The organism is Lelliottia sp. SL45 (assembly GCF_026672535.1).
Lineage (GTDB): Bacteria > Pseudomonadota > Gammaproteobacteria > Enterobacterales > Enterobacteriaceae > Enterobacter > Enterobacter nimipressuralis.
This window is the reverse complement of sequence record NZ_JAPPRH010000003.1, coordinates 500,719-523,253: the sequence shown is the minus strand read 5'-3', so window position 1 is coordinate 523,253 and position 22,535 is coordinate 500,719. Positions and strand designations below refer to the sequence as shown.

Annotated in this window: 21 protein-coding genes and 2 pseudogenes; 5 read left to right on the top strand and 18 right to left on the bottom strand. The window is 50.9% G+C overall.

The features are described 5' to 3' along the window. Window positions 1–6 precede the first annotated feature (6 nt). Window positions 7–1,380 (top strand): exodeoxyribonuclease VII large subunit, encoded by a 1,374-nt coding sequence (gene xseA / locus OVA10_RS08425; protein WP_123427094.1) that lies wholly within the window; start codon window positions 7–9, stop codon window positions 1,378–1,380. On the opposite strand, the gene OVA10_RS08420 is transcribed toward xseA, so the two are convergent. After that, window positions 1,377–1,592, bottom strand: coding sequence for a zinc ribbon domain-containing protein (locus OVA10_RS08420; RefSeq protein ID WP_100779327.1), 216 nt, complete (start codon window positions 1,590–1,592; stop codon window positions 1,377–1,379). The genes xseA and OVA10_RS08420 overlap by 4 nt on opposite strands. Window positions 1,593–1,636: 44 nt before the next feature. Beyond that, entirely contained in the window at window positions 1,637–2,728 is a 1,092-nt protein-coding gene (locus OVA10_RS08415) for a Gfo/Idh/MocA family oxidoreductase (RefSeq protein WP_268195769.1), read from the bottom strand. A 351-nt stretch (window positions 2,729–3,079) separates the two neighbouring features. Between OVA10_RS08415 and OVA10_RS08410 the strand changes: the two genes are divergently transcribed. Further along, the gene (locus OVA10_RS08410) at window positions 3,080–3,439 is read left to right on the top strand and encodes a hypothetical protein (RefSeq protein ID WP_268195768.1); all 360 of its coding nucleotides are present in this window, start codon (window positions 3,080–3,082) and stop codon (window positions 3,437–3,439) included. Here the strand turns inward: OVA10_RS08410 and OVA10_RS08405 are convergent. Beyond that, window positions 3,436–3,636, bottom strand: a complete 201-nt coding sequence (locus OVA10_RS08405) for a hypothetical protein (RefSeq protein ID WP_268195767.1) — start codon at window positions 3,634–3,636, stop codon at window positions 3,436–3,438. The genes OVA10_RS08410 and OVA10_RS08405 overlap by 4 nt on opposite strands. A gap of 394 nt (window positions 3,637–4,030) precedes the next feature. Between OVA10_RS08405 and OVA10_RS08400 the strand changes: the two genes are divergently transcribed. Then, a complete protein-coding gene (locus OVA10_RS08400) occupies window positions 4,031–5,932 on the top strand; it encodes a PAAR domain-containing protein (RefSeq protein ID WP_268195765.1) in 1,902 nt (633 codons plus the stop codon). Further along, window positions 5,929–6,579, top strand: a complete 651-nt coding sequence (locus tag OVA10_RS08395) for a DUF2931 family protein (RefSeq protein WP_268195764.1) — start codon at window positions 5,929–5,931, stop codon at window positions 6,577–6,579. The genes OVA10_RS08400 and OVA10_RS08395 overlap by 4 nt, the downstream gene beginning before the upstream one ends. Window positions 6,580–7,606: 1,027 nt before the next feature. Here OVA10_RS08395 and OVA10_RS08390 read toward each other — a convergent pair. From OVA10_RS08390 to OVA10_RS08355, 8 genes and pseudogenes are all read right to left on the bottom strand, one after another. Beyond that, window positions 7,607–7,846, bottom strand: a pseudogene (locus OVA10_RS08390) (hypothetical protein); the annotation flags it as partial. Between the two features lies 1 nt (window position 7,847). After that, the gene (locus OVA10_RS08385) at window positions 7,848–8,993 is read right to left on the bottom strand and encodes a restriction endonuclease subunit S (RefSeq protein WP_268195762.1); all 1,146 of its coding nucleotides are present in this window, start codon (window positions 8,991–8,993) and stop codon (window positions 7,848–7,850) included. Between the two features lie 17 nt (window positions 8,994–9,010). Further along, window positions 9,011–11,044 (bottom strand): HsdM family class I SAM-dependent methyltransferase, encoded by a 2,034-nt coding sequence (locus OVA10_RS08380; protein WP_268195761.1) that lies wholly within the window; start codon window positions 11,042–11,044, stop codon window positions 9,011–9,013. A gap of 219 nt (window positions 11,045–11,263) precedes the next feature. Then, on the bottom strand, window positions 11,264–11,398 hold the full coding sequence (locus OVA10_RS08375) for a hypothetical protein (protein ID WP_268195565.1): 135 nt from the start codon (window positions 11,396–11,398) through the stop codon (window positions 11,264–11,266). A 300-nt stretch (window positions 11,399–11,698) separates the two neighbouring features. Further along, window positions 11,699–14,140, bottom strand: a complete 2,442-nt coding sequence (locus tag OVA10_RS08370; protein ID WP_268195760.1) for a primase-helicase zinc-binding domain-containing protein — start codon at window positions 14,138–14,140, stop codon at window positions 11,699–11,701. Further along, window positions 14,133–14,483, bottom strand: a complete 351-nt coding sequence (locus OVA10_RS08365; protein ID WP_268195759.1) for a hypothetical protein — start codon at window positions 14,481–14,483, stop codon at window positions 14,133–14,135. The genes OVA10_RS08370 and OVA10_RS08365 overlap by 8 nt, the downstream gene beginning before the upstream one ends. An 8-nt stretch (window positions 14,484–14,491) precedes the next feature. Further along, window positions 14,492–15,088, bottom strand: coding sequence for a hypothetical protein (locus tag OVA10_RS08360; RefSeq protein WP_268195758.1), 597 nt, complete (start codon window positions 15,086–15,088; stop codon window positions 14,492–14,494). Beyond that, window positions 15,085–15,288, bottom strand: coding sequence for a host cell division inhibitor Icd-like protein (locus OVA10_RS08355; protein ID WP_268195756.1), 204 nt, complete (start codon window positions 15,286–15,288; stop codon window positions 15,085–15,087). Before OVA10_RS08355 ends, OVA10_RS08360 begins: the two co-directional genes overlap by 4 nt. A gap of 133 nt (window positions 15,289–15,421) precedes the next feature. Between OVA10_RS08355 and OVA10_RS08350 the strand changes: the two genes are divergently transcribed. Continuing rightward, window positions 15,422–15,601: a hypothetical protein gene (locus OVA10_RS08350; protein ID WP_268195755.1), complete on the top strand. Its 180-nt coding sequence runs from the start codon at window positions 15,422–15,424 to the stop codon at window positions 15,599–15,601. Window positions 15,602–15,860: 259 nt separating this feature from the next. Here OVA10_RS08350 and OVA10_RS08345 read toward each other — a convergent pair. From OVA10_RS08345 to OVA10_RS08315, 7 genes and pseudogenes are all read right to left on the bottom strand, one after another. Continuing rightward, window positions 15,861–16,271 (bottom strand): annotated as a pseudogene (locus tag OVA10_RS08345) (hypothetical protein); the annotation flags it as partial. Further along, the gene (locus OVA10_RS08340) at window positions 16,271–16,489 is read right to left on the bottom strand and encodes a helix-turn-helix transcriptional regulator (RefSeq protein WP_268195754.1); all 219 of its coding nucleotides are present in this window, start codon (window positions 16,487–16,489) and stop codon (window positions 16,271–16,273) included. The gene OVA10_RS08340 and the pseudogene OVA10_RS08345, both read right to left, overlap by 1 nt. Window positions 16,490–16,597: 108 nt before the next feature. Continuing rightward, the gene (locus OVA10_RS08335; RefSeq protein WP_268195753.1) at window positions 16,598–17,518 is read right to left on the bottom strand and encodes a hypothetical protein; all 921 of its coding nucleotides are present in this window, start codon (window positions 17,516–17,518) and stop codon (window positions 16,598–16,600) included. A 128-nt stretch (window positions 17,519–17,646) separates the two neighbouring features. Further along, on the bottom strand, window positions 17,647–18,900 hold the full coding sequence (locus tag OVA10_RS08330; RefSeq protein WP_268195752.1) for a tyrosine-type recombinase/integrase: 1,254 nt from the start codon (window positions 18,898–18,900) through the stop codon (window positions 17,647–17,649). Window positions 18,901–19,127: 227 nt separating this feature from the next. Further along, window positions 19,128–20,603, bottom strand: coding sequence for a ribosome biogenesis GTPase Der (gene der / locus OVA10_RS08325; protein WP_268195751.1), 1,476 nt, complete (start codon window positions 20,601–20,603; stop codon window positions 19,128–19,130). 110 nt (window positions 20,604–20,713) lie between these two features. Continuing rightward, entirely contained in the window at window positions 20,714–21,892 is a 1,179-nt protein-coding gene (gene bamB, locus OVA10_RS08320; protein ID WP_100779325.1) for an outer membrane protein assembly factor BamB, read from the bottom strand. A gap of 10 nt (window positions 21,893–21,902) precedes the next feature. After that, on the bottom strand, window positions 21,903–22,523 hold the full coding sequence (locus OVA10_RS08315; protein WP_100779324.1) for a YfgM family protein: 621 nt from the start codon (window positions 22,521–22,523) through the stop codon (window positions 21,903–21,905). Window positions 22,524–22,535: the final 12 nt, after the last annotated feature.

Genomic DNA, 22,535 nt, shown 5'->3' with positions numbered 1-22,535 from the left:
GCTCACATGTTATCCTCCCAAAGCCCCTCAATTTTTACCGTTAGCCGCCTCAATCAATCGGTTCGTTTGCTGCTCGAGCAGGAAATGGGACAGGTCTGGATCAGCGGAGAGATCTCTAATTTCACGCAGCCGTCATCCGGCCACTGGTACTTTACGCTGAAAGACGACACCGCTCAGGTGCGCTGTGCCATGTTCCGCAACAGCAATCGTCGGGTGACGTTCCGCCCTCAGCACGGCCAGCAGGTTCTGGTTCGCGCCAACATCACGCTGTATGAACCGCGCGGTGATTATCAGATCATCGTCGAGAGCATGCAGCCGGCGGGTGAAGGCTTGCTGCAGCAGAAATACGAGCAGCTAAAAGCAAAACTGTCAGCAGAAGGCCTGTTCGATCAGCAGTTCAAGAAATCCCTGCCCTCTCCCGCCCATTGCGTCGGGGTGATAACCTCTAAAACCGGTGCGGCGCTGCACGATATTTTACACGTGCTGAAGCGTCGCGATCCGTCGCTGCCCGTTGTGATTTACCCGACTGCCGTGCAGGGCGACGAAGCGCCGGGCCAGATTGTGCGCGCCATCGCGCTGGCAAACGCGCGCCAGGAGTGTGACGTGTTAATCGTCGGGCGCGGCGGTGGTTCTCTGGAAGATCTATGGAGTTTCAACGACGAGCGCGTGGCGCGGGCGATTTTCGACAGTGTTATTCCCATTGTCAGCGCGGTCGGGCACGAAACTGACGTCACCATCGCTGATTTTGTCGCGGACATGCGCGCGCCGACGCCATCTGCCGCCGCCGAAATCGTGAGCCGCAACCAGCTGGAACTATTACGCCAGTTGCAGAACGGCCAGCAGCGTCTGGAAATGGCGATGGACTATTTCCTCGCCAACCGTAATCGGCGTTTTACCCAGTTGCAGCATCGGCTACAGCAGCAGCACCCGCAGCTGCGTCTGGCACGTCAGCAAACGGTGCTTGAGCGTCTGCGCCAGCGGATGAATTTTGCTCTGGATAATCAACTCAAGCGCGCGGTTTCGCGCCAGCAGCGGATAACCCAGCGCCTGAATCAGCAAAACCCTCAGCCGCGCATCTATCGCGCGCAGACACGCATGCAGCAGCTTGAATATCGTCTGGGTGAGAACATCCGCGCACGCCTGAGTAGTACCCGTGAGCGTTTTGGTAATGCGGTAACGCACCTGGAAGCCGTTAGCCCGCTTTCAACGCTGGCGCGCGGCTACAGTGTAACCACGGCGACAGACGGCACGGTACTGAAGCAGACCAAACAGGTGAAAGCCGGTGACATGCTGACAACCCGCCTGGCCGACGGCTGGGTCGAAAGTGAAGTGAAAGGTATCACTCCCGCGAAAAAAACACGCAAGAAAAAGCCGGTTTAAACCGGCTTGAACTCAACGCGTTTCTTCGAAATCAGGCCGTGCCCGTTCTGGCAAAAATAATCGACCGCACCGCAGGCTTTCAAAACCTGAAGCGGCTGATGGCAATCAGGGCATAGCGCTTCAAGCGCGATATCTTTATCGCAGCTCTCGCAGTGCGCCATTCCGTTTACAGGTTCCAGCTCTGCATGGCAATCCGGACAGATGATAGACATCGTGACTCCTTAAAAAGGTTTTGAGGTATTTTACCACGCCGCGATCAGTGTGGGCCACGCAGCTGTTGCTGTAATTTCAGCAGGAGTTCGACCTCTTCCAGCCGCCGCTGCGTGGTGAATGCCACCTCTCCTGGCGCCCTCTCGTACAGGCTTTGTTCCCCAAGAATATGCTCTGCCAGACAGTGGGCGTAGATCGCCCCCGGAAGCGTCCAGCGCTGCACGTTTTTGCCGTCAATCAGTTCGAGAACATCCTCGGTGCCGCGTCGGTCGTGGCTGATAATGCGCCCGTCACGTAGATGCAGCCGAAGCCCTTTTTGCCCACCCGCAGGCCCGGCATATTTGTTCAGCCAGATATCCACCGGAATACCGCTCACATGGCCCTGAAGATGAGCTTCGCCTTCGGCGGTGAGCAGATCGCCTGTGGCAATCGGGCGGCCGAGACGATCTGTTGCGGTTATCACCTGCAAAGACAGTGCGTGATTTCCGCCGAGCTCGCGCACGGTTTCTCGCATCATCGCCAGCACATGCGTACCGATATCAATGATGACACCGTCCGGGTGGCGAAGCTGGCGGGTATCCGGCTCACCGGTGGCAAAATTCAGTGCAACAGGTTCTCCCGCAGAGTTGAAGCCGCTAGGCTCCTGGAGAAATCCTTCGATTTTGACGATCTCATCAAGTGAATTGACCACCCTTCCTGCCGTCTGATTTTCCCCTTCCGACTGCCAGGCCGGGTTCAGAATGCCCAACGCCAGTTGCATGGCACCGCTTCGTGCCATCCAGTGATCGAGCGCCAGCACGCGAGCAGCGGCTTCAGGTTTTGCGAGCAGCGTTTTGAGTCTTTCGATTTGGGAAAGCGTCGCGACAACCGGTTTTTCCACCACGATACGCGGAATCGGTGAGGATAAGGCCAGCTCAAGGGCGTCGAGGTGGTGCAATGAAGAGGTGGTGACAAACAGGGTGTCTATCGGACTGGCCAGCAGTTGCTGCAGGGACGTGCAGCGCACCACGCCTGCAAGCTCGCGCTCGGGGCGAAGATCGAAACCAACGCAATGCAAGGGAGTATCGAAAATCTGTCGCAACGCCGGTAAATAGGCCGTCTCAACCACGGCGCCAAGCCCAATAAACCCTAACCGCATGTTCCACTCCGTTCATGAGTTGTGGAGGACAAAAGGCAAAAAACCCGACTCAGTCGGGTTTTTAGTGTGCAATTATTTGCCTTTCTTGATGTGAAAGACAAACACAGCGACAACCACCTTGATTTAAAAGGTATTTTTTATTCGGTAAATCAAAATGGGTACAACCATGTGTACAACAAAAATCAAAGTGCTCTGCTTTTTAGCTCGCTTTTTGAACTACGAAACTTTCGTAGCCTCCACGAAACCTTACCGTAACCTTACCGTAAAACCTTAGCGTAACCTTAGCGTTGTCGTGATAGCCATTTTCTTATTGTATGATAGTACCATCCCACAATAAGGAATCAGCCAGCCATGAGAATGACCAGCCGTAAAAAAGAGATACTCAGTTACTTCGAGCCGGATAACCTCGAATGGGTTAGAGGTGAGATTGGTTCGCCTCCGCTCGATGTGTCCGGCGTTGCCTACCTGCTCCACGGCATGAAGTCGTTCGACACCCGGCATCAGCTCGAATCCACCAGGCGCACGCTGGAAACAATGGTTGCTGGTGGGCTACTTGAGCGTGTGACGGTGCATGAATCGCGTCAGGTGCGTAGCGGCGGCGAGACTAACGCTACTGTCGTGCGCTACGGGCTGCCCGGTCAGTGTGCTGTAACGCGCGATACTGGCGGCGCTGATAGCGCGATTGATGGGGAGTGCGAGCGATTGGATTAGCGCCGTGGCGCTGGCTTCTTCCACTGGTAGGCGGGCGATCTGAGTTTCTGCATGAAGCGTTCACGGTTGGCAGACTGGCTGTTAATAATGCGCATCAGCTCCCGGCGCTCAAACGACGATACAGCGTCAAACGCTGATCCGGTGGCAGTACCGGACAGAAAGGCCGATGCAAGCTGTTCCAGGGTGGTATCTATCATGTTGTTTGCTCCGTTAGTCGAGGGGAATAAGCAGCCTGTGTACAGGCTGGCTTGATGGGCAGCGTGCGGCGGCCTGTTGTGATGGCGTAGTAATAATCCTGACGGATATCCAGTCGTAGACAGTTTGTCGACTCACACCTTTGTGCCAGGCGTAGGCGGCCTTGGTCATTAACACTGGTAAATACTCAGTAAGGGAATCGGAGCTACATAAGGAAATGCGGGGAAAATGGTATGCGTCAAGAATACGCTATTATCCGTAACATATTCTCCACACAAAGAAATTTTGGCTAAGTATCATGCGGTGTATGATGGCGGTTCTTTAGCCATATTAACCAGAAGGATTTGATATGCCCCAGCAACATACTAATGAATTGCCCTCGGAAGGGGGAGAAAAATGAGCATCGGGTACTGGATTGTCAAAGGTGATAAAACCAGCTGCGGGGGAAGCGTACTGAGCGGAGACCCGACCGTAAAAATGGGCACGCCGCCGTGCTTTGTTGCCAGAAAAGGAGATGAGGTCTCCTGCGGCGTTCACGCAGGAAAATTTCATATTATGGGCGGACATCCCGGCGAGCTGTCACTGGGTGGGGTGCCGCAGGCCAGCACCCTTTACAGCCGCTCCAGTTGCCCCTGTAAAGCCTTCTTTATCCCTTCCCAGACGTGGCGCAAGCATGGTCCTTACCAGGGCGATTCCCCTCGTGCAGTATCTTCTCCCGTAACGAGTCAGGAGCCAGAGCAGCACGCACAGGTCGCCCGAAAAAATACAACCTCCGCCCCCGGCAATACCGGCAACACGACCCGAAAGGAAAAGCGAGAAATTACGCTGACAATTGGCGTGTTCTTTGATGGAACGGGCAACAATGCCATCAACACCGATAACATGATAAAAGCCTGTATTGCGCAGCGTTACCAGCTCGATGACACAGACGCGGGCGCAATTCTGGGTAAGTGCGCTAAGGAGGGGATGGGCGTATCGGGCGTGGGGGCCACCAGCTACATGGGGTATTACACCAATGTGCACTGGCTGAATACGCTGTATAAACAAACGATATCGCCGGGTGATTCCGCAGCTCAGAAAGCGATTTATATTGACGGTATCGGTACAGAGGCGGGCCAGCCTGATAGCATGATCGGTCAGGGGCTGGGGATTTCCGATACCGGAGTGGTGGCAAAAACAGATAAGGCCGTTTCACGTCTTAAACAGGCTTTGCAGGAGGCTCTGTCCACTATTCGACAATATCAGCCAGATTATGAACCGGTAATCAAATCACTTCAGTTTGATATTTTCGGTTTCAGCCGCGGCGCTGCGGCCTCGCGCCACTTTGCCAACCGTATTCACTCGGAAGACCCCGCGATTATCGACGCCATCCGTGACGGCATTCAGGGCGCTGAATTTAAGGGCGCTCCGGCAGGTAAAATCCGCTTTATCGGCATTTTTGATACCGTGGCGGCTATCGGTACGCCGTTAAATGGACTGAATCCGCATAACGCGGATACGGGCAACGTAAACCTTGTTTTGCATCCGGGCGTGGCTGATAAGGTTTTCCATATCACCGCAGCCCACGAATGCCGCTTTAACTTCGCGTTAAACAGCGTTAAGCCCGCATGGCCTGAACTGGCGCTACCCGGCGTGCATTCGGACATTGGCGGGGGCTACCTGCCAGCCGTGAAAGAGGATCTCTTTCTAACCCGCCCGGAGACCGACACTATCCCGCTGCGCCAGCCGGGGGAACAGACGCGCGGCTATCACCAGGCAACAAAGCAGATGGAAAAGCTGGACACCTTCCCGGCGGTTGCGCCCATCATGCGCACCAGCGAAATCTCGGTAGAAACCTGGTTTGATGACCGTATGCCACCGAACCGCTACGGCGAACCCCAGAAACGCAGCTATGCCGCCATGACGCTACGCAACCGGGTCATTAAAAATGACTGGTCAAAAGTAGCGTTGCGGGTGATGTACGCTGCTGCACAGGAGGCTGGGGTAATGTTTGATGCAATCGACCCGGCAAACCCTGCAATGGCGCTTCCCGGTGAACTGGCACCGCTGTGCGATAAAGCCGTGGCGATGGGTAAGGCTGTCCGTTCGGGCCAGTCTTCCGGCACGTTCAGCCAGGACGAAACTGACATTATCGCTCAGCGGTATATTCACTGCTCGGCAAACTGGAACGCGATCATTGCTGATATGAAAGGGTACACCCAGGGCGGCGCATCCGCAGCGGAAATTATCGGTTTTCTGGATCGCCCGGATGAAAACTGGCAGCGTACCGTATACAACATGGACGGGAAAAAGGTATGAGGCTGAAAATCGTGCTTGCGCTTGTATTGCTGGCTGGAGGGTGTCACGCATCGGAACCACAGACGCCGGAAGAAACGGGCGAAATGCCCTATGGGAAGTGGGGATTTGCGTTTTTTACTCCCCATGCCCTGCCCGCCGTGGTGACGTATACTGCCATTATTGACAGCAGTAATGTGGTCTCGAAGTTTCGGATGCTGGATAAAACAACAGCAGATCCCAACTCCGTTGGTTCGTGGGATACACGGTTGATGCTATTCCCTGACTTCAATAAAGCCCGGCACCCGCCCGTTAATATGGTGTTTTGCTGGGATTCCATCATCGATAAAAAGACCTATGAAACGCAGATCGTCTTTCAGCCGTCACTGAAAGAGACCATGCTGACCACTACAGGCACAGACCGTTACGGCAATACCGCCTGGTATAAAACATTGCTGTTTGGTCTGGCACCAGAAGGGAAGGTAAAAATCTGGCTGCAGGATAGCGCCGGGGGGAAAAATATTCCACTGGAGCCGAAACGCATCGGTACGTTTTCAGGCGATAAGCTGGATATTTGCAAGGGAATTACCCAACATCCCAACGGATACGTCTATTACGGTGACACACCTGAGTTTATCAAAGGCAAAACCTACCCTTACGGCAACTGGTAATTGTCGCCACGCCCACCAGCGCCGTTTGCTGGTGGGCTTCTCCAGTCAGGATCCCCCTTCGGATGAATTTTTTAATTTCGCGGGTTTAAACATTTGAGGATGCGGGGCGTCCCGTCGGGTAATGGTTACAGGGATTGCTCGCCCCCTCCCGGTGAGCCGTTCCAGACCGTTAGCTCATGCGCTTTGCTCCGTCCGTGGGCGGGGGGATATGTCAGGGCAATGCCGCTGGCGGCGGTACACCGTCCGCCCTCTCATGCACAGAAAAAATCCCCGTTCAGGGGGTATAAACATGTTTACAGGCCAGCGCCGATTGCCGCGCCATTTATGGGCTGGTGGGGTATTAACATGTTAACAGGGGTATAAACATTTTTACCGGGGGTATAAACATGTTCAGTTCGGCGGCGTAGCGTCTTTGCCGCTCGTTTTTCACGGGGCATGAATGTAGTGAGAAACCTTAACATTCCTTAACATCCAGCTTATGCCCCAATTCGCAGTTTCTCCTCCAATTCGCAACCTTTTTCGCACGCCGCAAATAGCGGCATCCCAGCACTGGCAAGGCTTTGAGAGAAATTTCAGATTCAATTATCGGTTTCGTTTCTGGGGTAAATTTGCGCTCAATTCGCAGTTCAGATGTATAGATTCGTCAAGGTTCCTTTGCGCACAATTCGCAGTTAAGATGTCAGGTTTTGTGAGGTTCCAGACCTTAGGTTTTCTTAGGTTTTCGATGTGAGCAAATTTGCGCACATCTACCAACACAACCCGCAATGACGTTAACATTTGTTAAGATTTGGTTGATAAATAACCATCCTGTTTTTTGCATCACGTCAAAGACAGCGGGAACCAAAGGCCACCAGCAAGCCATTGTATAAACTACTTTCGCGGTCATTGCGCGATGCACGTCACCGTACATCTATCCCCAAATTCGCTACCGGATTGAAGCCCTTAAAATTCTAGACGGCCTGAATCTCGGTAAAGCCGCAACCCCAATGCTGGCGCGGCTTTCGAGCTTAACGGGCTTGAAATCCGTCTATAAGGGTCTAATATTTTTAGCCCTTCTGGTGGCGGCAAGCAGACCACACACATTGACGCGGTGGCCTGCTGTTGAGTCGTCAGGCGGTGACTGCTGCGCACGTCTCAGCGCGTCCGTTGCCTGTCCCTGCTGGCCTTTCTTTCCTGTCGGGCGGGCAGTTCTGGCACTGATAACGCTGTCTGCCACTACCTGATAACCCTGCTGTGTACCGCCGTCCTGCCCCGTCCACTGGTCAACGTTACACTTTTTCCACGCCTGATTTCACAACTTGCCTATGCAAGGCGATTTTCCTGTCCGCATATTGGACAACATCTTTAATTACTAACTTTTGAATTGCAGAAATTATTATTTCCATTGATGAAAATTCTGGCTTGTTATTTTTTGATGGGAGGGAGATAGTATCCTTCTGGATTTTCGTATTACTAATGCTATCACCCCAAGAATATTTGTGGTTTAAACTTTTATGTACGCAGGTGGCTAGATATAATTGAGTTAACTTTGCTTTCCCATTTTCACCTTTAAGCCTTAAAGTTAAATTATGGCTATCATTAGAGTAAAAATCACGTCCCTGATAACTAACAACAAATGTTTTTCCACCAATAAAAATACACCCCCCTTTCTCTAAAAATCTATTGTCATAAGATATGTAAGAGCTCACTCCATTATTCTCACTGCTGGCACATAAATATGGCGTGTTACCACTATTCTGTTTGATATCTCTAGCGAGAATGTTACTTGTATTTTTAACATCAAACACATCAATAACATTGAAAACATTAAATATCAAATCGTTATAGTTATCTAACGCTTGCTGTTCCTCTTGTGTTAAATTATAATCTTTCAACCCAGCAACGGTTAAATACGCCTCCAGCTCCGCTATACGCTCCGCCTCCAGCTCCGCTATAAAATCCTCCATGAAATTGAAGTCGATTTTTCCTTTGCTAATCGGTAATTTAATATATTTGTTTTTTACAACATTCCATCCCCCCAGCTTATTTTTGTAGGAATATATATGTAGATCCGTAATTTTATTAATACACTGAACTACAAATAAGTACTGTTTCGGTGACAATTCAATGTCACTTACATTCCATTGAAGGGCATAGGCATCTGACAAAACAGTAAACTCATTGGACTGAAAATAAGCTCGGTAAACATCACTATTTGAAGGGATTGAAATCACATTTTTTAAAATAGTTGCCCCCTCTCTAGGTACAAAATAGTTTAGCCCTTGGTTATTGAAACTAGACGTAAGACATGGAAGTGTATACTTCCCTATTTTTTTCTTTGGTAACTCATCTGCTTTGAAAGGCAGTTTTTTTGTCTTTATTTTTTCTAATAAATCACCAACCCGAAACTCACCCCACTCAACATCTTCTAACATTTTGTTAAGTGGGGATGCTACTTTCCCGAATCATCACCTTGTTGCTTTATAAGATTAGATACTTCCCACGCCAAATAATTGCTGACAGTTTGTTTAAAATCATTCAGTGTTGGTTTGGTGTCTACGGGAATAGATTGATTCCAGTCTGCCCCATTATCAGGATCGATAGTGCCTTCAAAGTATTTCTGTTCGGTCAGAATATTGAGTTTACTTTTACCAACGCGAACCAAATCAACCACTTCCTGATATCGTTCTTTGGCACGGTCTGTATCCTTAAGATTATTGCTCGCTTTTTTTCGGTTAGTACGAGTATAGCCATCATGAGTGAAATCGATAAATTTGACCATTTCATCCCTGTGATGAGCTTCGCCCACTTTAAATACATAGATATAGGTTTGAACACTGGATTTTCCAATAAACAGGTCAATAGGCATTTTAATGCTAGCAACCAGTGTGTTACTTTTAAGTATTTTTTTATTGTTCTCTTTAGCTTTCCCTGATCCTGCTGAACCTTGAATAATAATAGCTGCGTACCCGCCATTCATCATAGCAAGTGCTTTTTCAACAAATATCATCCCATTACCTTGAGCGGAATAAGGAGGATTTAAAACAAACGCATTTGCAGGGAATACCTTATCCGTTTTACCAAAGCCATACTTCCCGTCAAAGTCTGTTAATGAGTTTTTATTTAATATATTAGAGCTACCATCACCCATTAAAATCATATTTAAAATAGCCAGCATATAGACACTGGACAACAACTCCAAGCCAAGGAGCTGTTCTGCTTTAATACTGGCTTCTTTAGCTCTGAATTTCTCCGGTGAATCAATGCTGTTCTTGGCATCTATCAGCATTTCATTCATCGCAGCAACCAGTAAACCGGCAGAGCCAGTCGCAAAATCCCAGACATAGGAGTCTTTGTTAACTCTGGCAAGCTTCACTAATAATGTTGCTACATATGATGGAGTTAAAACCACATCATTGAGTTTATCTTGCGTAAAACCCAACCATCCATACATCTCATTAAACAACTTACCGGTAAAGTCAGTAGTCAACCCAATCTTGTAATAAATACCCAAATCGTCAACAATTTTAGTAAAAATTCGCTTAAGCTGACTTTCACCATTACTTACTTTATTAATATTATATGTAATTAACGTATTTTTTAATGTTCTTATGATTAAAGACTTTTTATCCGCAGGTAACGCCTTGTGATTGAGAAATGACTCTATCTTTTTAATGATGATGTCACCATCTGTATACCCCTCTTCGATTGAAGAGGATAAATCACTTTTCTCTAAAGGTTTTACCTTTCCGGGAATACCAATTGTTGCAATAATAGATGCCGCGACTAAGTAAACACGGTCATTTTCACCGAGGCCTTTTTCATTTTGATAAATGTCATTATTTAACTTAACCAAACAAGCATCAATTTCTTTTTCTTTCTGACTCTTTAAATTATCTAATTCTTGTTGTGATAGCTGTATTGTTTTTACTTTTTCAATAAACCCATCAAAATTCTCTTCTGCTAAAAATGAAAAATCAGAATAATCTGCAACTTTTCGCCCGGAACCGAGATTACTTTTTGCAACATAATACACACCAATTTCATGTTGTAGCTTACCGATTTCATCAATAAAGCCTGTCATGCCTATAGCGATAATATCGGTATAGCTCGTGTGATGAAGTAATGCATTCGCATAATGCACTGCCCCGTTAACGGCATAGCTATTTATATTTTTAAAGTTTGGTTCGTTCTTGGACGTCTGATTATCGACTAATCCATCAACATTAAGGTTGACAAGTTTATCCTTGTACCCTTTATACTCAATTAAAATAGGGTATGAATTGAGTTTTTTATCTTTCAAAATGAGTTTTACATCGGGTCGATTTCCGCCAACTCCGCCATTTTTAGAAAAATAGTCATTAAGTGCTTTATCTATCTCATCATTTAATGAATTTTGTTCTAATTTATAATCCAAATTATAAGATTTAAGCCAACCGTTAGCCAGGTCTGCAATATTGGGTTCAACTGATTGTAATTTAGCCATTTTTCTTCACTTACTCCATATCCCTTATTGGCGTATCAAATTCAGAAGCGCAATGCCAGTACGCCCTTCCTGGCTCTGCAAACACCACCACGGTCTTTCTCTGCCGTTACGCCATCAATACTTTTGAAGTCTCTCACTTCCTAAAGCTACCTGGAACTACATAAGACCAATGTCTTACCTTCTTCCACCCAAAACCTTACATCATCGTTATTACCTTGACTATTGTACTGAATAGCTAGCCAGTAACAAGGCTGCTGCCTCCTGCGTGGTGAAGCCCTGCGCCTCAATTTCTCTGATAACTTCGATCTGCTTTTTGTGGTGCTCGTTCATTTTTTCCACTCCTTTCTGATTCATACCCCCCCCTGTGAATCTTTTTGGGGGTGTTGTTGGTCTACACGTCTACCTGCGGCAAAAAAAATCAAAAAACACAGTAATTACGCGGCTTGCAGAGGGGTAGACGTTTGTTTTCACACGTCTACCTTACCTCTACCTACGTCTACCCTGTTTATTTATACAGCATCAAAATAGGTAGACGTATGTAGACGTAAGGTAGAGGTAAATATATATACGTCTACCCACCTAAATCCCTTGCTATCACTGGCCTGAAAGCCAAAAGGGTAGACGTGTAGACGTAAGTCACACCCTGAAAAGTTTTCACGCGGGGGCGTCTGGAACATCAACCCCGTATGCGCGGGGAATAAATTCCTCTGCCAGCTCCGTTATGCTCAGGTTAGTCTGAGTGCGCCCCTTAACTTTCCGTGTCAGATACTGACTCCGGTATTCCTTCGCGGCGTTTTTCATCGCCCGAGAAAACTTCTCCACAGAGAGAGGTTTACCCAGCCCGTGATATTCCAGGAAAGATAAATACAGGTGATAAAGATACGCTCTCGGCTCAGGCTGTCCCGCCCATGTTCCGCCGCCCATCATCAGCCCTTTAGGTTCAGTCATGAAAAACAGCGCTGCGCACATGTCGATTACTGGATCTGTGCCGCGCTTAACGCCCAGCGCCTCCAGTGAATCACGCTGTTCCATCAAAAGTAACTTAGCCCTGTTCTGGTCGGAAAAAGCACCCAGCAAGTGACGAATGATTACCGGTACTTCGCGCCGAATTTTAGCGGTTAGATCCGGGTCTTTATCTGCCTCGGACACTGGATTATTGAACGGGAATATCACACGGCGGCGGGCAATGCCCCCGTTGCGCTCGGTAAATGTCATTGGCTCGTTATTGGTCGCCAGCACAACCGCATTCAGTACCGTTGTGAACTGCTTTTCGTACTTACCGTCGATTTCAACCGGATCGCCGCCTGTAATGGCCTTGATACCCGCCCCCTCACCCACGTAGCGCGTCTGGTCTGGCATAATTATCAGACTCTTTCCGACGAACTGCGCCCGCCCGCGTGCAAGGTCGAGCGTGCTCATGCTACCGCTGGCTGTGTTGTGCTCCCCGGCAAGCGTCGCGGCAATGCTGCTGAATACGGACTTACCGCTGCCACCTTCCCCCGTCACCTCAATAAATAGCTGCCAGTCGTGACGCTTTGCCAGCACCATAAACAAGGCCGCTTTAATGCGCTCGCCCTTCCCGTCTGTGCCATCGCTGGCGTGGTTCAGCCATCGCGTGAAGTGTGGGGCATGTTCTTTAAGGCTCTCTCCCGGCGCGGGTGGTGTGTAGTCGATCCCGTTGTGGTTCATCAGCCAGTTATCCGGGCTGTGAGCGGAAAATGTCCGAGTGTTGAGGTCGTACACGCCATTCTTAAAACCGATTAGATCTGCTTGCTGGTCAGCGGTGGGCTTTAGCTGTAGCTTCATCGTCGCCACCACGGACTTGATCCCCTTTTCCGTGTAATGGGCTTCGTGCTCCTCAAAAATGGACACCATGACGCGCTCAAGCTCACTGTCTGGCAGTTTTTCCCACACGCCCGAGCCGTAGCGATAAACCACGCCACTATCAGCGTTTACCGCCAGCCTGTCCCAGCGAGCCGCAAGCAACTTCGCTTTCTGGCTTGCTGCCATCTGGGAAATGTCACCATTTTCTGTTCGGCGGCTCTTTTTACCGCCCTCAATCGCTCTCAGTTGAACGCTCACACCCTCCCTCTCAATCTGGTAAATCGAATCGTTAAAAGCCGCTACAGAGGCTTCCAGCCCGTTCTCAAGGTGGTAGTCGTTCCAGTCAGCTTTGTGGCCTGTCGGTGGAACGGATACCCAGCCCGCCACGGACAAGGCAGCCTTCTCTGCTGAATCCTTCCCGATATTGTGCCCATCATCGCCGTTAATGTCGTTATCAGCGGCGATAATGATTTTCGCATCCGGGTACTTGCGGCGCATAACCCCGGCGACGTGGATCAGGTTCCCGGCGTCAATCGCTGCCACTGTGAGCGCGTCAGGACGCATCATGTGAACCGATAAGGCCGTTGCAAGCCCTTCGGCGATTAAAACGCTCTGGGGCGATTCTGGCGCGTTTACGGCATGGTATGCCCCGCGCTTTGCTGAACCCGTCAGGAGGCGCTTTTCTCCCTGCGGGGTAATGGTCTGCGCTGCTGCCACCGCGCCGGACTCGTCCACCAGCTCAAGCAGGATTGAACCATCGGAGAGAACGGGGAACGTGAACCCTCCCAGCTCTTTGCTAATCAGGTACTCAGATTCGCCCTGTGCGGCGCTGTCACGCATTCTGGCGTACAGACGGGCAAAGACAGCCCGCCGCTGCTCTGCTCTCTCTGTGGCCTGTTTCTGGTGCTCCTGCTCCCGCTGCTGGCGGTCAGCTTCCAGTTGCTCCCTTCTCTGGCTCGCTGCTGTCGGGTCTGCTTCCGCTGCCCGGTAATCAATACCCAGCACACCAGCGGCAAGCCTCGCCGCTTCTGTGGTGTCGCAGTTGTTGACCTTCTTAATCAGGTCTAAGCCGTCGCCAGCACCGCACTGATTGCAGATGTGAGCGCCGCGCCCGTCGTCGTCGAACCGAAAGCGATCCGTACCGCCGCACACGGGGCATCCGGCGTGTCTGTGTGGCGAATCAGGAACATCAATATTCAGGCCTGCCAGTACATGAGGCCAGTTATTCGCTGCTGCGCTGGTCACTTCGCGGATAAAGTCGATATTACGCATTCACACCCCCGCCATTACCCGCCACCGTTGCGCCCATATCGTTAGTCATGCTCTGCCAGATCTCCACCCCGAAGTCAGTAATTCCGCTACTGCTGGCGCATTTAGCCATTAAGACGATCCCCACCCCCTCCCACTGTGGGTAGTTGTCCCTGAGCGCCTCCAGCGCGTAACCGTCGATAAGTTCGCGCACCCCCTTAACGCCGCCGATAATGTCCACTTGAACAGACTGCCCGCCAGCATCAATCATGAAATAAGCGCCGCCGCTGGTGGCGGTGATATGGTCATACAACGCCGCCGCGTACTGGTTAGCCAGTGAATTAAGCTGGAAATTTTTAGTAATCATGTAGCCTCTCAGTGCGCTATCGGCTGCTCTGGCAGCCCGTTCTGTTCAAAGTCTGCAATAAAGTGATCGTGCAGCTCCGCCAGCACCTCACGCCCAAAGTCCGAAATAACCCCGGCATCAGCGTCAATCATTCGGGTATAAAAGGTAATGGCGTGCTCTGTACCCTGCCCAGTGCCGTAGCGCTCGATCATTGCGCCCTCGATGTTGTTCGCCATCGCCAGACGCTCAGAGAACGGGTAAACCACAATTCCCGTCTTACCATTTGAGTAAATCGCTACCTGTGACGTTGTGCCGTCAGCCTCGGCGACGGAGGTTGTGCCGTTCTCACGCTTCATGTCACAGATAAAGGCAGCGGCGACCAGCCATCGCCACATTTCAAGGTGCTGCTGTGCGGTGAAGTCGAACCAGCCGTTATTACCGCCATCGGCAACGGCTCCATGAATAGCGAGTCCGATATCTGGCTGGCTGTCATATTCCCCCACAACGAGACGCGCAACGGCGCATTCATAGGTAACAAGCTCAACGTGTTCATAAACCCCGGCATCGTTGCGGGTCATGATGTTCACACCGTCCGGTGTGGCCTCTGCGTGGTGTGGTATGTTCATGCTGCTAACTCCCCCGCTCTGAAACGGGCAGAAAACACCATCACGCAAGCATCGGGTGACTGCTGGCGGGCTTCCGCTTCGGTTTCGGCCTCAATGGTAATCAGGCGCGGTTTAGCTGTGCTCAGCGCCAGAAAGCGCCAGATGAATTTATTCAGGGTGTGCGAATCCCGCTCTTGCGGGTGTGTGGTACTCTTTTTCATAGCTGCCTCGATACTATTACTATCGGTGGTGGTTAGACGCCCCGGTACTGCTCTAACAGTCTGGGGCGTTGTTTTTTGGTATGCACTTGTCATACACTTGACTACCATTAAAACATAATTAGGTGTCAACCAAATGTCAACCAATGAAATAAAGGGAAAAGGTAATAAGCAAATCGCGCTACGCGTTGAACCTTCATTAGAAAATGGAATCAAGCAAGCGCTGGCGCAAGATGGCGACGCCTCTGTTTCGGCATGGATAAAGCGGATACTGCGCAAAGAACTACAGCAACGCGGCATCGAGCCAAAGGGATGACTCATGAGCGAGCCAGAAGACGATAAGCCAGTGGACGACGAGTTAGACGGGTCTTCGCCAGATAAACCGATGCGCTTCCTTCTCGAAGATGCGCTGTTAAATTCCAAGGGGGTGTGGGACGGCTGGAACCCGGAGTACAGCGGGCGCAAAATTGCGCGGGCTGACCGTATAGCCGACACACTACAAGGCACGGTATTAAAACCACGCCAACGCCGCAAACCAAAGGCAGACGAGCCAGCGGAGTAATCCACACTGGAACATAGAGGTTGAGAATGTCGGCGATATCCTGCTGGGTCAGGTCGCTGTGTGAGTTAATAGCGGCGTTGTGGTTCACAAGCTGAATGACCTTGAGAACGTCACCACGGGACGCAAAACGGTAGCGCAGGTGTGCGCCGATGCCGTCCGGGTTCTTCTCGTCGATGCGTTCCAGTCGGATATCAAGCTGGCGCTCTAATTCGGTTGCGTAGTTTCTTCCAGAGGAAAGATGGCAGTAGCGCAGAATGTCGTTTTCAGTCCATCCCTCTACGCCAGTGCGCAGCATGTAGACGCGGGCGCGATGTTTCTTTGGTGTGCGTTTGAATGGTTGTACCGGGCTGGTGGTCGGCGTAATATCAGACGTGCGAATGTCTGAATTAGCCGCCTGCTGTACGAGGCGGTTTTTCTTTTGCATTACGCCACCTCACCACGGCGTTCAGCCAGCCAGTTATTAATCTCTACCGCGTCGAATGCGGTCACGTTATCGCTGAGTTTCACCGGGCGCGGCATTGTGCCGTTCTTCACCCAGCGATCGATAGTTGGCATGGATACACCCAGCATGTCCGGCATACGGAAACGACGGATGTACCCTGTGGTTGGAATGGCTGAGCGTGCTGCTTCTTCTGGTGTCATATGTCCCGTAACTCCTGTTGATAGCTGGTGTTACGGGCATATTGTCGGGAATTTTTGAGTGAGTAACGGAGTTATGAGAAAATTCCGTAGAATTATGATAATTCCTTTCTATCGTTCTACACCGCCAGCTCTTAGCCATGTAGCAAGGCTTTTAGAATCATCAGGAAAATTCAGTTCGAATCCTGCTTTTGCATTAGCTTTTTTCATTATTTCGCTAATCTTACCCATGAGGTCATTATCAGTTAATCCAATCCCTATAAGGAGAGAAACGATTAAGTCAGACTGTTTCGCCGTTACCCTGACTCTACCTTTTTCGCTATCTTTCTCTTTCTTATCTGGATTTTCACGCTCAATGAAATTGCTGATTAGTTTGCCTTCTTTATAGCTGGATAAAATACTCTCTACGTCTTTTCTTGCGATCAATACGTCATCGGCTCTAATTTCTAATACCCGTACCAAATCCATTACCGTGCGATCTGGGTTTAATTCATGCAACGAAGGAGACGCGGTAACAGCAAATCCATCCCTTGGTTCCAGTAATGGAAAAAGGGTAATAGGTCTTGATACATTCCCTTCAAGGTAAAGGTCTGACACCACGTCATGAGACAGCGCCCATAATCCTGCAATTTTACACCTAAATTTCAAAATTCTTTGCTGGCGCATCGCCTTCAGTGCCATATCTTCAGGCAGGTCTTTGAAGTGCGAGGGAACAATCCACTCCCCCATGATTGGCGATTTTTTTACTATCGTGAAGTGATATTCAGTTTTGTTAAAAGCATTCCCTTCGACTATGAAATGTTTAAATCCTTCCTCAGGAGAATTAGCCCACTCTGATACATCACCGTGTATTGTAACAATAGCCTGACAATCTCTTACCAGCACGCAAAGATCAATTGCCCCGGTATAGGCCATCTGAAGAATGTCTTCAGTCGTACATCCAGTTAGCTCAGCCGCTCGCTGGAGAGGAAAGAAATGAATCGGCGGTAATGGTATTGCTGGTTCAGTTTTTTGCTGTTTATCTTTATTCATAAGCTGGCCTTTTAGCTTCGCCTTTGAAGGTATTGAGTCAGGCGGTAAGGCTTCCCGCTTTTCGCCCCGTCGGGCTAGGCTCAATCTGTTCGTTAATTCTGGTTACTAATCGTGGTTACTGGTCGTGGTTACTTCGCCTTTCTCAATGGCGTTACGTTGTAGCTTTCGCCACGCTCAAGCGCCACCAGCAAATCAGCCCACTGCGCCAGCGCCGCCTTTCGTTCGTCGAAATACTGGTGGCGGTTATAGATACCCTCGACGCCCGGTATTTTGTGGTTTAGGCATCGCTCAGCTATCACAGGGTCAATCCCCAGCGCTGCCATTTGAGTACGCATCGTGCGGCGCAGATCGTGAATACTGAACGGCTCAACGTCCGGCATTTCTTTCAGGACGGCGGGCATAACCATATTCAGCGTGGCGCGGCTTACATGTGATGTGGTTCTGGCTCGTCTGGCTGGAATTAACCAGCGGCTATCACCTGCAAAGAGCCTGATTTCTTCGATCCATTCGATTACCGGCTGCGGTAGGGGAATGTCGATATCATCGCCATTCTTCGCGCGGATTCCCGGCAGGTGCCAGACGGCGTTTTTCAAATCGAACTCAGCCCATTCAGCGGCGCATAGCTCCATCTTTCTGACACCCAGCGCAAGGATGATTTTGAAGGTAAGCTCGTTCTCTCTGCTTATTCCACGCCCACGGCGTAGCGCTTTAAAGAACTGGATTAGTTCATCGCGTGATAAGGCGCGTTTTCGCCCCTGCTCCTTCCCCCCGGCATCCTTCGAGCCAAAGGATATAGCTGGGTTAACCTCAATCATTCCGCGCACCACGGCGTAATCAAACAGGCGCTTTAGCATTCTCAATACATCATTAGCGACCGTTGGCGATCCGCGCTGTAGCACGTCCTGCAAAATGCTATCAATATGGCGCGGGCGAACGTCCTCGACGTTCATTTTGCCAATTAGCGCCACGATGTTTTTTTGTAGGCTGCTGCGGAAAAGGTCAGGGTGTTTGTAATTCGGTTCGATCTGGCGGGTGTAATACTCAGCGGCAAGCGCCGAAACGTTAATGGCGTTCTTCTCGGCCTCGATCTTTGCCATAGCATCGGCTTTACGCTCCTGCTTCTCTGCGGCCACGTCATAACCCAGGGCAACGCGTGCTGAAAGCTCCCTTGCTATCTCCCTTGCTTTAGACAGGGGAAAATCCGAGTAAGAGCCAATCAGCATAGTTCTGGACTTACCAGCCATTTGATAGCGGTATCGCCAAAAAGGGGTTTTATCCTCTTTACGAAACCTCAGATACAGACCGTCACCGTCAGCGCGTCCCTCGAACCTTTCCCCGCTCTTAACCCATGCGCGAATTTGCATATCTGTAAGTTTTGGCATGTGCGATTACCTGATAAACCAGTGTATTTAGTCATGGGTACAACGTGATTTGTCCCAAAAACCACCTAAGATGTACCCAAAACAGCGATAACCCCCACAGGGTACAACCATGTGTACAACATTATCATGCGCTCTGATGCGTCGTTATGATAGCCCCTGATAACAAAAAAGCCCGGCATATGCGGGCTTTATGGATTTCGTGCTGGTGGGTGAATCGTCCTGATAGCTTACTTGCTTTTCTTGATGTGTTTAATCAAGCGCTTACGCTTACGCATCTGGTTCGGCGTCAGCGTGTTGCGTTTGTTCGCAAACGGGTTATCCCCTTCCTTAAACTGAATACGGATAGGCGTACCCATCACATCCAGCGATTTACGGAAGTAGTTCATCAAATAACGCTTGTAGGAATCCGGCAGATCTTTCACCTGATTACCGTGAATCACCACGATTGGCGGGTTGTAACCACCGGCGTGGGCGTATTTCAGCTTCACGCGACGGCCACGCACCAGCGGCGGCTGATGGTCTTCCGCTGCCATGGTCATGATGCGCGTCAGCATGGCGGTGCTTACACGACGGGTGGAACTGTCGTAGGCTTCGCGAACGGATTCGAACAGGTTGCCCACGCCACTGCCGTGCAGCGCAGAGATGAAGTGCACACGGGCAAAGTCGATAAAGCCCAGACGGAAGTCCAGCATCTCTTTGACTTGCTCACGCACTTCGTTGCTCAGGCCGTCCCATTTGTTGACGACGATAACAAGTGAGCGCCCACTATTGAGGATAAAGCCCAGCAGCGACAGGTCCTGATCGGAGATGCCTTCGCGCGCGTCGATGACCAGCATCACCACGTTCGCATCTTCAATCGCCTGCAGCGTTTTGATAACGGAGAATTTTTCCACTACATCGGTGATTTTCCCGCGCTTACGCACGCCCGCCGTGTCGATCAGCACATATTCGCGCTCGTCACGTTCCATCGGGATGTAAATACTGTCACGCGTCGTGCCCGGCATGTCGTAGACCACCACGCGGTCTTCGCCGAGAATACGGTTGGTCAGTGTGGACTTACCTACGTTCGGACGACCGACGATAGCGAGTTTGATCGGCAGATCCTGCGGATTAAAATCATCCTCAGGTTCTTCTTCTGCGCCCTCTTGATCGGCTTCGAACTGCGCCCAGTATTCAGCGTCTTCGTCCACTTCTTCCGGCGGGTTTACTTCGTCAACCCACGGCAGCAGAACAGTTTCGAGCAGGCTGGTGACACCGCGGCCATGAGACGCGGCAATCGGGTAGATTTCACCAAGGCCCAGGGCCCAGAAATCCGCTACCGCCTGATCGGCATCAATACCGTCAGTTTTGTTCGCCACCAGGAAGGTTGGCTTTTCGCGAGAGCGCAGGTGTTTGGCGATAGCCGTATCGGCAGGCATCAGGCCCGCACGTGCGTCTACCATGAACAGAACAATGTCCGCTTCTTCAATCGCCAGCAGAGATTGCTCTGCCATGCGCGTTTCCACACCGTCTTCTGTACCGTCGATACCACCCGTATCGATACAGATAAACTCGCGACCTTCCACTTCAGCACGACCGTACTTACGGTCACGAGTCAGCCCCGGGAAATCCGCCACCAGCGCATCACGGGTGCGTGTTAAACGGTTAAAAAGAGTGGATTTTCCAACGTTCGGGCGCCCGACAAGCGCGACCACAGGTACCATGTTTGAAGCCTCATAAAATTCAAATAAACGTCGCAGTTGCGGCGTTTTTATAAAAGTCAAAACGGCCCCTGAGTTAACAGGAGCCGTTTATTATACTACAAACGAGACGATTAACGCGTGATCGCGTAGAGCGTACCGTCTTTTGCCTGGATCAGCAGTTTGCCGTCAGCCACAACCGGATCGGTCAGGAAACCAGAGCTGTCGACTTTTTCCTGCGCCACGAAGCGACCCGTTTCCGGATCAATCCAGTGCATATAACCTTCGCTATCGCCCACCACCAGGCTGCCATTGTACAGCGCAGGTGCGGTCAGCAGACGGTGCAGCAGATCGCTCTGCGTCCACAGCGTGACACCACCGTCGGTGTTCAGCGCCAGCAGACGGTCGTTCTGATCCACCAGGTAGATGCGGTTGCCCTCGACCACGAAATCGTTCACTGAACCCAGCTCACGTTTCCACATAACCTGGCCGCTGCGCAGATCCAGCGCCGTCAGGTTGCCGTTGTAAGCCAGCGCATAAACCACGTTGTCCACGATAACGGGCGTGGTATCGACGTCGCTCAGACGGTCAATTTCAGTCGGACCGGTTGCCTGGGAGATACGCTGCTGCCAGATCATCTGACCCTGCTGCATCAGCACGGCGCTGACGCGACCGTTATCACCGCCCACGATAGCCGCACCAAACGCGGTCGCAGGGGCAGATTCGCCGCGCAGAGACAAGGCTGGCATGTCCAGGTTCACAGTCCATTTCACGGCACCGTCAGCTTCGTTCAGCGCCTGCAGCTGGCCGTTGCTGGTATGAATCAGCACCAGGCCGTCGCTCACAACCGGACGAGACAGGGCTTCACCCGCTACGCGAGTTTGCCATGCAATAGAACCGTCGCTGGCGTTCAGCGCATAGACCTGCGCTTTTTCGCTACCGATATAGACATGACCACCGGAAACGGTCACGCCGCCCGAGAGCAGTGCCGGCGTACGGGAGAACCAACCGTCTTTTTCGGCCAGATTGACCGACCAGACTTCTTTCCCGTCATCGGCGTTGAACGCGCGCACGGTGCCTTTGCGATCAGCCGCATAGACAACGCTATCGGCATACGCCGGATGCAGGTTGGAATAGAAATCACCGATTCCATCACCCACGGAAGAGCTCCACGCGGTTGACGGGGTAAACTGATTTTCAACCGTCGGCAGCGGGGACATTTTTACAACATCTTCTTCGCCACTGAACAGTGAACAGCCACTCAATAACGTAACAGAAAGCAGTCCTGGCAGAAGTAATTTACGCAATTGCATCGGGTCCCTCTCAGACGGACAAATTATTTATTTTCATCTGCATCATTTCGCTCAGCGCAGGTGAGGCGTTACTTTTCACGCCCGCTTCCCACGCGCTTCGCGCGCCTTGTTTGTCGCCTTTGCTCAGCAGAGCTTCACCACGCAGGTCAGCAACGATGGCTGCAAAACCTTCACCTTTGACAGTGTCGAGGGTTTTCAGCGCGTCGTCGGCTTTGTTCTGCTGGACCTGAATACGCGCCAGGCGCAGATTAATCACCGCTTTCAGATTGTCATCGCTGGCTGCCGCGAGACCCTGAGTCAGCTGCGCGGCGGCTTTATCCAGTTCATTTTTATCAACGAACTGCTGAGCCACTTCGAGCGATGCCAGTGCACCGTAAGTATTTTTGTTGTCAGCAGCAAATTTCTCCGCAGCAGCCAGCGTTTGCGGCTGATCGGCACGAATTGCGCTCACGGTATTTTCATAGGACAGGGAAGCATCACGCGCGGAATCAGCCTGATGGCTATTCCAGTAACGCCAACCCATCAGCGCGCCCACACCCAAAATCACCCCAACGGCCAGGGCTTTGCCATTTTCGGCAAAGAAGCGTTTAATCGCATCAACCTGGTCGTTTTCGTTCTCGTACATTTCCACGCTGTTCTTCCC

Excerpts from the sequence above, each read along its gene's own strand:
- OVA10_RS08340 (WP_268195754.1), bottom strand. The coding sequence starts at position 16,489 with ATGACACCAGAAGAAGCAGCACGCTCAGCCATTCCAACCACAGGGTAC.
- OVA10_RS08375 (WP_268195565.1), bottom strand. The coding sequence starts at position 11,398 with ATGAATCAGAAAGGAGTGGAAAAAATGAACGAGCACCACAAAAAGCAG.
- OVA10_RS08420 (WP_100779327.1), bottom strand. The coding sequence starts at position 1,592 with ATGTCTATCATCTGTCCGGATTGCCATGCAGAGCTGGAACCTGTAAAC.
- OVA10_RS08380 (WP_268195761.1), bottom strand. The coding sequence starts at position 11,044 with ATGGCTAAATTACAATCAGTTGAACCCAATATTGCAGACCTGGCTAAC.
- OVA10_RS08365 (WP_268195759.1), bottom strand. The coding sequence starts at position 14,483 with ATGATTACTAAAAATTTCCAGCTTAATTCACTGGCTAACCAGTACGCG.
- OVA10_RS08370 (WP_268195760.1), bottom strand. The coding sequence starts at position 14,140 with ATGCGTAATATCGACTTTATCCGCGAAGTGACCAGCGCAGCAGCGAAT.
- OVA10_RS08350 (WP_268195755.1), top strand. The coding sequence starts at position 15,422 with ATGTCAACCAATGAAATAAAGGGAAAAGGTAATAAGCAAATCGCGCTA.
- der (WP_268195751.1), bottom strand. The coding sequence starts at position 20,603 with ATGGTACCTGTGGTCGCGCTTGTCGGGCGCCCGAACGTTGGAAAATCC.
- xseA (WP_123427094.1), top strand. The coding sequence starts at position 7 with ATGTTATCCTCCCAAAGCCCCTCAATTTTTACCGTTAGCCGCCTCAAT.
- OVA10_RS08395 (WP_268195764.1), top strand. The coding sequence starts at position 5,929 with ATGAGGCTGAAAATCGTGCTTGCGCTTGTATTGCTGGCTGGAGGGTGT.
- OVA10_RS08415 (WP_268195769.1), bottom strand. The coding sequence starts at position 2,728 with ATGCGGTTAGGGTTTATTGGGCTTGGCGCCGTGGTTGAGACGGCCTAT.
- OVA10_RS08400 (WP_268195765.1), top strand. The coding sequence starts at position 4,031 with ATGAGCATCGGGTACTGGATTGTCAAAGGTGATAAAACCAGCTGCGGG.
- OVA10_RS08355 (WP_268195756.1), bottom strand. The coding sequence starts at position 15,288 with ATGAAAAAGAGTACCACACACCCGCAAGAGCGGGATTCGCACACCCTG.
- OVA10_RS08385 (WP_268195762.1), bottom strand. The coding sequence starts at position 8,993 with ATGTTAGAAGATGTTGAGTGGGGTGAGTTTCGGGTTGGTGATTTATTA.
- OVA10_RS08330 (WP_268195752.1), bottom strand. The coding sequence starts at position 18,900 with ATGCCAAAACTTACAGATATGCAAATTCGCGCATGGGTTAAGAGCGGG.
- OVA10_RS08360 (WP_268195758.1), bottom strand. The coding sequence starts at position 15,088 with ATGAACATACCACACCACGCAGAGGCCACACCGGACGGTGTGAACATC.
- OVA10_RS08405 (WP_268195767.1), bottom strand. The coding sequence starts at position 3,636 with ATGATAGATACCACCCTGGAACAGCTTGCATCGGCCTTTCTGTCCGGT.
- bamB (WP_100779325.1), bottom strand. The coding sequence starts at position 21,892 with ATGCAATTGCGTAAATTACTTCTGCCAGGACTGCTTTCTGTTACGTTA.
- OVA10_RS08410 (WP_268195768.1), top strand. The coding sequence starts at position 3,080 with ATGAGAATGACCAGCCGTAAAAAAGAGATACTCAGTTACTTCGAGCCG.
- OVA10_RS08335 (WP_268195753.1), bottom strand. The coding sequence starts at position 17,518 with ATGAATAAAGATAAACAGCAAAAAACTGAACCAGCAATACCATTACCG.